Annotated in this window: 13 protein-coding genes; 7 read left to right on the top strand and 6 right to left on the bottom strand. The window is 72.6% G+C overall.

Annotated features, from left to right (window positions below; genetic code table 11):
- A partial coding sequence (locus AC1DUQ_RS11120; protein ID WP_477073796.1) for an AfsR/SARP family transcriptional regulator occupies positions 1-519 on the bottom strand: 519 nt, incomplete at its 3' end.
- Positions 520-640: 121 nt separating this feature from the next.
- Here AC1DUQ_RS11120 and AC1DUQ_RS11115 point away from each other — a divergent pair.
- Positions 641-1687: a class I SAM-dependent methyltransferase gene (locus AC1DUQ_RS11115; protein ID WP_477060678.1), complete on the top strand. Its 1047-nt coding sequence runs from the start codon at positions 641-643 to the stop codon at positions 1685-1687.
- A 25-nt stretch (positions 1688-1712) separates the two neighbouring features.
- On the opposite strand, the gene dinB is transcribed toward AC1DUQ_RS11115, so the two are convergent.
- Positions 1713-2894, bottom strand: a complete 1182-nt coding sequence (gene dinB, locus AC1DUQ_RS11110; RefSeq protein ID WP_477073795.1) for a DNA polymerase IV — start codon at positions 2892-2894, stop codon at positions 1713-1715.
- Between the two features lie 41 nt (positions 2895-2935).
- Here dinB and AC1DUQ_RS11105 point away from each other — a divergent pair, with 41 nt between their 5' ends.
- The gene (locus tag AC1DUQ_RS11105) at positions 2936-3310 is read left to right on the top strand and encodes a VOC family protein (protein ID WP_477060680.1); all 375 of its coding nucleotides are present in this window, start codon (positions 2936-2938) and stop codon (positions 3308-3310) included.
- Between the two features lie 180 nt (positions 3311-3490).
- On the opposite strand, the gene AC1DUQ_RS11100 is transcribed toward AC1DUQ_RS11105, so the two are convergent.
- Together AC1DUQ_RS11100 and AC1DUQ_RS11095 are read right to left on the bottom strand one after the other, a co-directional pair.
- Entirely contained in the window at positions 3491-3871 is a 381-nt protein-coding gene (locus AC1DUQ_RS11100; protein WP_477060681.1) for a YciI family protein, read from the bottom strand.
- A gap of 52 nt (positions 3872-3923) precedes the next feature.
- Positions 3924-4472, bottom strand: a complete 549-nt coding sequence (locus AC1DUQ_RS11095) for a nucleotidyltransferase family protein (protein WP_477060682.1) — start codon at positions 4470-4472, stop codon at positions 3924-3926.
- A gap of 53 nt (positions 4473-4525) precedes the next feature.
- On the opposite strand from AC1DUQ_RS11095, the gene AC1DUQ_RS11090 reads away from it, so the two are divergent.
- Both AC1DUQ_RS11090 and uraH read left to right on the top strand, forming a co-directional pair.
- The gene (locus AC1DUQ_RS11090) at positions 4526-4987 is read left to right on the top strand and encodes a 2-oxo-4-hydroxy-4-carboxy-5-ureidoimidazoline decarboxylase (RefSeq protein ID WP_477060683.1); all 462 of its coding nucleotides are present in this window, start codon (positions 4526-4528) and stop codon (positions 4985-4987) included.
- A complete protein-coding gene (gene uraH, locus AC1DUQ_RS11085; protein WP_477060684.1) occupies positions 4984-5316 on the top strand; it encodes a hydroxyisourate hydrolase in 333 nt (110 codons plus the stop codon). Before AC1DUQ_RS11090 ends, uraH begins: the two co-directional genes overlap by 4 nt.
- A gap of 24 nt (positions 5317-5340) precedes the next feature.
- Here the strand turns inward: uraH and AC1DUQ_RS11080 are convergent, their stop codons facing one another.
- A complete protein-coding gene (locus tag AC1DUQ_RS11080; protein WP_477060685.1) occupies positions 5341-5814 on the bottom strand; it encodes a nucleoside deaminase in 474 nt (157 codons plus the stop codon).
- A 40-nt stretch (positions 5815-5854) separates the two neighbouring features.
- Positions 5855-6748: a factor-independent urate hydroxylase gene (pucL, locus tag AC1DUQ_RS11075; protein WP_477060686.1), complete on the bottom strand. Its 894-nt coding sequence runs from the start codon at positions 6746-6748 to the stop codon at positions 5855-5857.
- 217 nt (positions 6749-6965) lie between these two features.
- On the opposite strand from pucL, the gene AC1DUQ_RS11070 reads away from it, so the two are divergent.
- From AC1DUQ_RS11070 to AC1DUQ_RS11060, 3 genes are all read left to right on the top strand, one after another.
- The gene (locus tag AC1DUQ_RS11070) at positions 6966-7718 is read left to right on the top strand and encodes a class I SAM-dependent methyltransferase (RefSeq protein WP_477060687.1); all 753 of its coding nucleotides are present in this window, start codon (positions 6966-6968) and stop codon (positions 7716-7718) included.
- A 102-nt stretch (positions 7719-7820) separates the two neighbouring features.
- A protein-coding gene (locus AC1DUQ_RS11065; RefSeq protein ID WP_477073797.1) for an IS5 family transposase occupies positions 7821-8719 on the top strand; the annotation gives its coding sequence in 2 pieces (ribosomal slippage) (positions 7821-7911 and positions 7911-8719; 900 coding nt in all).
- A gap of 57 nt (positions 8720-8776) precedes the next feature.
- Positions 8777-9563: XdhC family protein (locus AC1DUQ_RS11060; protein ID WP_477073794.1), on the top strand; the 787-nt coding region annotated here is incomplete at its 3' end.

The following is a 9563-nucleotide window of genomic DNA, read 5'->3' as shown; positions in this document are numbered from 1 at the left end:
CGCCACGAGGGCGTCGGTGACCTCCCGCCGCAACCGTGCGCACTCCTCGATCGACACGGCGACCGGCGCCACGTCCGCGAGGTCGGCCAGGACCGGTCCTCGCCACAGGGCGTGCGCCTCGCGCAGCTGGGCCAGCGCGCCGCCCGGGTCGTGCGTCGACCGGGACCTGGCGCTCGACAGCAGCGAACGCGCGTGCGCGAGGTCGAGCTCGGAGGCGCCGAGCCGGAGCCGGTACGCGCCCGGACTCGTCTCGAGCCTGTCCGCGGCGGGTCCGAGGTGGGCGCGCAGCCGGGAGACGTGGGTCTGGATCGCCTGGCGCGCGGACTCCGGCGGCTCGGTCGGCCACAGGGCGTCGACCAGGAGGTCGGCCGTGATCGCGCGTCCCTCGGCCAGGGCGAGCAGGGCGAGGACTGCTCGGCGCCGGGGCCCTGGCACGTCCACCACGACGCCGTCCACCTGCACCTGGAGGGGGCCGAGCACGTCCACCCGCAACGGCACCGACGGGACCGTCGCGCTCATGGACGCCAGTATGCCCGGCCTGTCAGCGCGGAGACAGGCCGTGACAGCGCGGTGACAGCGGCTCCCGCGAGCCTCGTCCCATCCCGGCGACCGGCCGGGCACAGACGAAGGAGAAGGACAGATGGACCACGACAAGGTGCGGGCTTTCCTCGGCCAGGTCATCACGGACATGGGGGCGACGGGCTCCGCGGGCGCGGTCGTGATCGGCCACCGGCTCGGGCTGTACGGCGCGCTGGCCGACGGCCCCGCGACGGCCGAGGGGTTCGCCGAGCGGACCGGGTACGACCAGCGCTACCTGACCGAGTGGCTGCGCAACCAGGCGGCCGGCGGCTACGTCACGTACGACCCGGCAACCGCGCAGTTCTCGCTCACCGAGGAGCAGGCGTACTGCCTCGCAGACCCCGACGGCCCGAACGTGTCGGCTGCGTTCGTCGCCGGGGTCGGGTACCTGCGCGCCGAGCCGCAGCTCACCGAGGCGTTCCGCACGGGCGCCGGTGTCGGCTGGCACGAGCACCACGAGGACGTGTTCGTCGGCTGCGACGCGTTCTACCGCCCCGGCTACGTGGCCGAGCTGATCCCGACGTGGATCCCGGCGCTCGAGGGCGTCGAGCAGAAGCTGGTCGACGGCGGACGCGTCGCCGACATCGGCTGCGGGCTCGGCTCGACGTCGGTGCTCATGGCGCAGGCGTTCCCGCGGACCCGGGTGCTCGGGTCCGACTACCACCGGGAGTCCGTCGAGCTCGCGCGCAAGAAGGCGGCCGAGGCCGGGGTGACCGGTCGCGTCGGCTTCGAGGTGGCGACCGCGCAGGACTTCAGCGGCTCCGGGTAYGACCTCGTGACGACGTTCGACGCCCTGCACGACATGGGCGACCCCGTCGCCGCCGCCCGGCGGGTGCGGTCCGCGCTCGCGGAGGACGGCACGTGGCTGGTGGTGGAGCCCGCCGCGTCCGACGCGCTGGAGGAGAACCTCCACCCGGTCGGTCGGCTGTACTACGCCGGGTCGCTGTTCCTGTGCGTGCCGAACAGCCTCTCGCAGCCCGGTGGCTACGCGCTGGGTGCGCAGGCGGGGGAGACCGCGATCCGGGAGATCGCCGCGGCGGCGGGGTTCACCCGCTTCCGTCGGGCCGCGACGAGCGCGCTGAACGTCGCGTACGAGATCCGGCCGTGACACCGGGGGGATCGTGGGGCCGTCCTCACTCGAGGAGCGGCACCGCGATCCCCTCGCCCCGGCGCAGCAGGCTCGCGCGCACGACCGCCTGCGTGCCGAAGCGCAGGGCGACGGCGTCCACGGCCTCGTCGAGCCCGCCGTGGTCGGGGTGGTCCAGCGGCAGCGCGAGCTGCACGAACTCGTCGGACGAGAGGCCCGTCAGCGCGACGCCGACCAGCGTGATCCCGCGCTCGCGGATCAGCGGACCGGCGGCGTCCAGGAGGCCGAGGGCCGCGGCCGCGATGTCCTCCGAGGAGTCCGTGCCGGTGGCGAACGAGCGCGAGCGCGTGGCCTTCGTGTAGTCCTCGAAACGCAGCCGGAGCACCACCGTCCGCGCGATCCGGTCCGCCTTGCGCATCCGCCGGCACACCCGGTCGACGAGCCCGAGCAGGGCCGCCCGGACGAACGCGGGATCGTGCGGACCGTGCCCGATCGCGCGCTGCGCCCCGATCGACCCGCGCGACTGGCCCACCACCACGCGCGCCGGGGTCAGACCGTGCACCACCGCGTACAGGTGGGCACCGGCGGCCGGGCCGAGCGTGCCGGTGAGCACCGAGCGCGGGAGCGCGGCGACGTCGCCGGCGGYGAACAGCCCGTACGCGTGCAGCTTCGCGGCGGTCACCGCACCGACGCCCCAGAGCAGCTCGACGGGCAACGGGTGCAGGAAGGAGTCCTCGTCGGCCGGGAGCACCAGCAGCAGCCCGTCCGGCTTGGCCACCCGCGACGCCACCTTGGCCAGGAACGGCGTCCGTGCCACCCCGACGGTGATGGGGAGCCCGACGACGTCGCGGACCTGGGCGCGCAGCCGTGCCCCGATGTCCACCGGTGCGACGTCGATCCGGTGCAGGCCGGCGACGTCGAGGAACGCCTCGTCGATGGAGACGCCCTGGACCATCGGGGTCGTCTGCCGGAAGAGCTCGAACACGGCCTTGCTCGCCTCGACGTACGCGTCGAACCGCGGCCGCACGATGATGAGGTCCGGGCACAGCGCGCGCGCCTGCCGACCGCCCATCGCGGTCTTCACGCCGCGGCGCTTGGCCTCGTACGAGCAGGCCAGAACCACCCCGCCGCCGACCGCGATCGGGCGGTTGCGCAGGCGGGGGTCGTCGCGCTGCTCGACGGACGCGTAGAACGCGTCGAGGTCGGCATGCAGGATCGTGGAGCGCACGAACACATGTTCGAACGTACCTCTGACACTAGGGTGCCGTCATGCACCGGATCATGCTCCGGGAGGTCATCATCGACGCTCCCTCGAAGGACGTCGACGCGGTCACGGCGTTCTGGTCGGGCGCCCTCGCCGCGACGCCCCACCCGGTCCCGGACGAGCCCTTCGTCGGGCTCCGGGACGCCGCCTCGCTGCCGCACGTGGCGACCCAGGACATCGGGGACGACCCGACGCCGCGCTACCACCTCGACATCGAGACGGACGACCTCGAGGCCGAGATCGCGCGGTTGGAGGGGCTCGGCGCCACCCTGCGCACGCGCTACGACGACTACGCCGTCATGGCGGACCCGGTCGGCCTGGTGTTCTGCCTGCTGCCGCCGGTCTCCGAGGAGTTCGAGACGCGCTCGAAGACCGTGTGACGCGACGGGTCAGTCGTAGAACGGGGGGAGGAGGTCCGAGGCGTCGTCCGTGCGGTCGACCACGACGGTCCCGCACTCCTTCGTCTGCTCACGTTCTGCTGCCAGTCGCCACCACGGTGCGTTCACGCTCCCGATCGTCCACCTGCCGGTGTCTCGACAGGTGGGACGAAGGGCCCCCCGTCACTCCCAGACGTACGCCGGCCGCAGCTCCGCGACGCTCCCGGGCCCGGCGAACTGCGCGGCGACCTCCTCCGCGCGCTCGCGGGACGCGCAGTCGACGAGGAAGAACCCCGCCAGGTGCTCCTGCGTCTCCGCGTAGGGCCCCTCGCTCGCCAGCGAGCTACCGCTGCGCCAGCGGTAGACCGTGGCGGACCCGGGGTCGGCCAGGGCCTCCGCGGTGACCAGCTCGGCGCTGGCGGAGAGCTCGCCGAGCAGGGAGTCGAACTGCCGGTCGGCCGCCTCGTGCTCGGCGACGGGCAGCGCGCGGCCCTCGTCGGTGAACCGGGACGTCGGGTGCGCCCACGGCTTGGGGTTCGAGTGGATGAGGATGAGGTACTTCACGGGGTGCCTCCTGGGGTTGCGGGGTGCTGTCGGGGGGTTGACGCGCGGGGCCTCACGTTCTCGACACGTCCTCGTCGAGTCCGTCGTGCAGATCGCCGCACTCGACCTCGACGACGCCGTGCCGCACCAGGTAGCCGCGGGCGCCGCGATCGCCGCGCAGGGTGGCCGCGAGGGGCAGCCAGTGGTCGGCGGCGATGACCACCGGATGTCCGGGCCTGCCCTGGTAGACGGCTTGCCTGAGCTCCCCGTCGGCGGCCAGCAGCCGACGGACCACGTCGACCGGGGTGCCCGGCAGGTCGACCAGGGTCACGACGGCCGCGTCGCCGGTGGCGTGAGCGAGCCCGGTGCGCAGCGACTCCGCGAGGCCGTCCGCCCAGCGTTCGGCGACGACCACGATGACCCGCTCGTCGTCGGGCACGAGTGCCCGCGCCTCGTGTGCCGCCGCGCCGAGGACCACCACGACGTGGTCGCAGCCTCCGTCGAGCAGCAGGTGGGTGGCGTCGGCGAGCCAGGGGACCACCAGGGCCTTGGGGCCGCCACGCCGCGTGCCCGCGCCCGCGGCGAGCACGATCCCGCAGAGGCTTGCGTGGGTGGGAGGCACGTCCCGTACGGTGCCAGTGCGCGAGTGCGGAGCGCTACCGGAGGGCGGCTTGGATGATCGACGACGGACCTGACACCCGCGAGCGGCTCGCCACCGCGCTGCACGTCGCCCGGTGGGTCGACGAGGTCGCGTCGGGCTGCCCGTACCCCTCGGTCGACGCGCTCGTCGGGGTCGGTGACCTCGCGGCTCGCTCGTTGAGCCCGGCCGAGGTCGACGAGGCGCTCGGCGCCCACCCCCGCATCGGGGAGAGGTCGACCGGGCTCTCCGCAACCGAGCAGGCCGCGTCCACCACCGACGACCCCGCACTCGTCGCCGCGATGGCCGACGGCAACCGTGCCTACGAGGAGCGGTTCGGTCGCATCTTCCTGATCCGCGCCGCCGGTCGCAGCCGGCCCGAGATCCTGGCCGAGCTCCACCGACGGCTCCAGCTCACCGACGGCGCCGAGTCCGCCGAGGTCGCCGACCAGCTCCGCCAGATCGCGCTCCTGCGCCTGCGCACCCTGTTCGCGTCATGAGCCAGCTGACGACGCACGTCCTGGACACTGCGCTCGGGCGGCCCGCGGCGGGGGTGCCGGTCCGTCTCTCGGCGTTCGACGCCGGGCAGTGGACGGACCTGGCCTCGGGGGTCACCGACGACGACGGGCGCGCCCGATCCCTGGGGCCTGATCACGTCGCGCCCGGGCGGTACCGGTTCACGTTCGACACCGCTGCGTACTTCGCGGCGACCGGGCAGGTGGGGTTCCACCCGGAGGTGGTGGTGGTGTTCGACGTGGTGGATGGCGGGCATTATCACGTGCCGCTGCTGTTGAGCCCGTTCGCGTACTCGACGTACCGGGGGAGCTAGGGCGGGCAGCCGAGCGGCCCGAGGTCAGTACTCGATGCGCGCGCCGCGGGCCAGCCAGGCGTCCATGGGCTCGGACGCGTTGGGAACCCGGTGGTTGTCGACGGGCATCGGCCAGGTGTCGCGGTGGCTGGCGAACAGCTCGTAGAAGGCCCGGTCATCGAATCCTGCACGCGCGGCGTCGGTCCTGTCGGCGGCGAAGACGACCCGGTCGACCCGGGCCCAGAGGCAGGCGGCGATGCACAGGGGGCACGGCTCGCACGAGGAGTAGACCGTGGCGCCCGCGAGTGAGAAGTTCTCGATCGCTCGGCACGCCGCACGGATCGCCTGGACCTCGGCGTGCGCGGTGGGGTCGTTGTCGCGTGTGACGCGGTTCTGGCCGACCGCGATCACCTCGCCGTCGCGCACGACGACCGCGCCGAACGGACCGCCGCCGTCGGCCACGTTGGCGGTCGCGAGGGCGACCGCCTGGGACAGCCAGCTCTCGTCGTCGGGGCTCATGCGCCACCTCCCAGGGTCGCGGTGGGACGGTTGGTGCGCGTCACGGTGCGCCCACCGAACGGATCCATGCATCGCCCGCATCGGGGGCGCCCTCGCGCACGACCACCGCCTCGATCAGGCCGTACGGCCGGTCGGCGGCGAAGAAGACCTCGCCCGGGTTCGGGAGCCCGAACGGGCTCAGGTCGGCCAGGAAGTGGTGCTTGTTGGGTGCGGCGATGCGGACCTCCACCACCTGGGCGACGGTGTGGAGCACCGCCTCGCCCATCTGCCAGAGGGTCTGCTGCAGGGCGAGCGAGTGCTCCGACGCGAACGTCGAGAGGATCACGGAACGGACGGCGGCGTAGGTCGCGTCGAAGTCGAGGTCGGTGCTCGCGTAGCGCCACTGCACGGTCAGCGACGTGGCCAGCACGCGGTCGTCGGCGTCGACGAGCGTCGTGAACTCGTCGCGCAGGAACCCCCGGAACTCCGACGCCGTCGACTTCAGCACCGTGAGGTCGCGCAGGCCGGCGATGACGGTCGCGCCGGCGTCGTCGGTGGTGACGGACGCCGTCCGCACCTCCTGCCCGCTGCGGACCCACGTGTGGTCGTGCTCGGCGCCGTCCACCACGGCGCGCACCCAGGCGTACTCCTCGACGTCCACCCGAGCACCGGAGACGGGAGCGACGTGGTCGACGAAGTGCCGCGCGAGCAGCGTCGCGAACTGCTCCGGCGAGTCGATCCCGTGCGTCTTGGCGAAGACGAACGACATGTTCTTCTGCGTGTCCGTGGGCAGCACCGCCGACTGGTCGCCGTCGAGGTAGGCGGCCGCGAAGTCGCCGCGCAGGGCCGTCGAGACGTTCAGGTCGCGGATCTCGTGGCGCGGCGAGTCGCGCTCGATCCGCACCACGCGCGTCTCGGCCTTGCCGTACTGGTGGGCGTGTAGTCGGGCGGTCATTGCCGCAGTGTGCCTGGGTGATGTGACACGCGCGTTTCCTCCTCCCGGGACGCCGGTGAGGACGAGGTGCCCCGCGCAGTCGACGGTACTCGCGGCCGTTCGACGGCGGTCTAGGACGTGTCTCCCAACTCGTCCAGATAGGCACTCCGGCTTGCTCGACGGCTTGGGATGCTTCGATGATGCGCGCTCGACTACCAACCCGTGGAGGTACCACCGCGTGACCGATCCCGCAGACTTCTACACCGGCCTTGTCGTTCAGGCCTACTCGGCACTGAAGGCTCAGACCTTCGATCCCGCCCGGTACGCCGCGTTCGTACGGGCGCACGGCCAGCCAGGTCTGGAAGTTGGGTGCGGCGCCGGTCAGCCACTGCTCGACCTGGTCAACGAGGGGCTCGAYGTCGACGGCGTCGACTCCTCGCGGGACATGATCGACCAAGCGCGGGCGGCGGCCCGGCAGCAGGGACTGGACGTCAGGCTCTCCGTGGCGCGGATGGAAGAGATGGACCTCGACCGGCAGTACCGGTCGATATACCTGGCCGGCCCGACCTTCCAGCTGCTCCCCGATGACAAGGTGGCGCTGCGCGCGCTCCAGGTCTTCGGTCGCCACCTTGCGCCGGACGGCACGGTCATGGTTCCCCTGTGGGTTGCAGGGCCCACGCCCGTCGAACAGCTCGGGACAGCCCGCGAAGCCTTCGACGACACCGGCGCCGTCCTTCGCTACACACCGGTGTCCGAGGACTACGACCTGCCAACTCGTACCCGACGGACCGCAGTGACCTACGAGCGGATCCCCACCACCGGTCCGCCGGAGCGAGTCGACCGTGAATGGGTGATCCACTGGCAGACCAGGCGCACCATCACCGAGCTCGCGTCGGAGGCTGGCTTAACCGTTCGGAATATCGAGCCACCGAGGGCCTTTGCCGAAGGCGAGCCCGGTGAGGAGTTCACCGCCTTCCTGGCGCACGCATAGCAGCGGCCAGACCGGACGTGGTCGAGCCGAACGGGTCACCGGCGGCGGGTCGAGGCCGCGAGCCCCCGTGACTTCGGCCTCGAGCTCGCTGCTGCTGTCGTGGTGTCTCGTCGCGCAGCGCTCAGTGATGCCCAGTGGGAGCAGATCGCGCCTCTACTCCCGTCCATTGACGGCCGGCAGGGCCGCCCGTTCGTGATCACCGTCAGCTCCTAGAGGGGATCGTCTACCGGTATCGAACCGGGGTCGCGTGGCGCGATCTGCCGGCTGAGTTCGGGCCATGGCAAACGGTCTGGAAGCGTCACCGGCGGTTCAGCATCGATGGGACCTGGGACTCAGTCTTGACCCGGCTGCTTGCGCAGGCCGATGCAGCCGGTCAGATCGACTGGTCGGTGAGCATCGACTCCACGATCAACCGCACCCATCAACACGCCGCGACCCTGCCCCGCACCACGGGGGCCCAGGCGAATCACATGAATCAGAGACTCGAGCCGCCTGACCATGCGATCGGCCGCTCCCGGGCCGGGCTATCCACCAAGGTCCACCACGCCGTCGACGGCATGGGCCGCCCGCTGGTGGTGCTCGTCGGGCCGGGGCAGGGCGACGACGCTCCGATGTGCCTGCCGGTCTTGAACGCGATCCGGGTCCCGCGCCTGGGGCCGGGCCGACCGCGGACCCGCCCCGACTCGGTGCTCGCAGACAAGGCCTACTCCTCACGGGCGAGCCGCGCCGAAGTCCGCCGTCGCGGAATCATCGCGGTGATCCCAGAGCCCTGCGACCAGCAGGGAAATCGCAAGCCCCGCGGCTCACGCGGCGGCCGGCCGGTCACCTACGACGCCCTCGCCTACCGCGGCCGCAACGTCGTCGAACGGTCGTTCAACGCCCTGAAGCACTKGCGCGGTCTGGCGACCCGCTACGACAAACTCGCCACCGTCTACCGCGGCGGCGCAGTCATTGCGGCCATCCTTGCCTGGCTGCGCGCACCTTTCGGAGACACGTCCTAGGCTCGTCGCACCCTGCGAGCGCACCCGCGAGCGCCCTGAGTCCGGGAGGTGACGGCCGTGCTCGAGATCGCAGACCGCCTGCTGGCCACGCTGAGTGCCGGCCACCGGGTCGCGGTCGCCACGGTCGTGTCGATGACGGGCAGCGCCCCGACGGTCGTCGGGACATCGATGGCGGTGGACGACACGGGCGCGGCCGTGGGGAGCGTCGCCGGCGGGTGCGTCGAGGGCGCGCTGTACGAGCTCTGTACCTCCGTGCTCGATGGTGGCGCGCCCGGGCTCCAGGAGTTCGGCGTGACCGACGAGGACGCGTTCGCCGTCGGTCTGACCTGCGGCGGGGTGCTCCGCGTGCACGCCCGCCTGGTCGGTCCCGAGGACGTGCCGCTGCTGGCTGCGGCGGCGCGCGGGGACGACGCCGTCATGGCGACCGCCCTCGACGGGCCGCTGCCCGATCGGCTGCCGCACGTCGAGCGGTCGGGCCTCGTGCGGGTCATGGGTCCCGACGGCGGCGTCGAGGTGTTCGTCGAGGTCGCGTCGGCCCCGCCGCGGATGGTCGTCTACGGAGCGCTCGAGTTCTCCGCCGCGCTCGCCGTCGTGGCCCGGGCCGCGGGCTACCGCGTGACGGTGTGCGACGCCCGCGCGGTGCTGGCCACCCCGCGGCGCCACCCGGCTGCCGACGAGGTGATCGTCGACTGGCCCGTCCGGCACCTCGCGCAGCAGAGTCTCGGCGGTCGCGACGTGGTCTGCGTGATGGCGCACGACGACCGGTTCGACGCCGACCTGGTGCTCGCCGCGCTGCGGTCCGGCGCCGGCTACGTGGGCGCGATGGGGTCGCGGCGGACGCAGG

The sequence above is a fragment of the Cellulomonas sp. P4_B5_2 genome (genome assembly GCF_056402235.1).
Note: the sequence above shows the minus strand (reverse complement) of the source record. Positions and strands in the feature narration are given on the sequence as shown.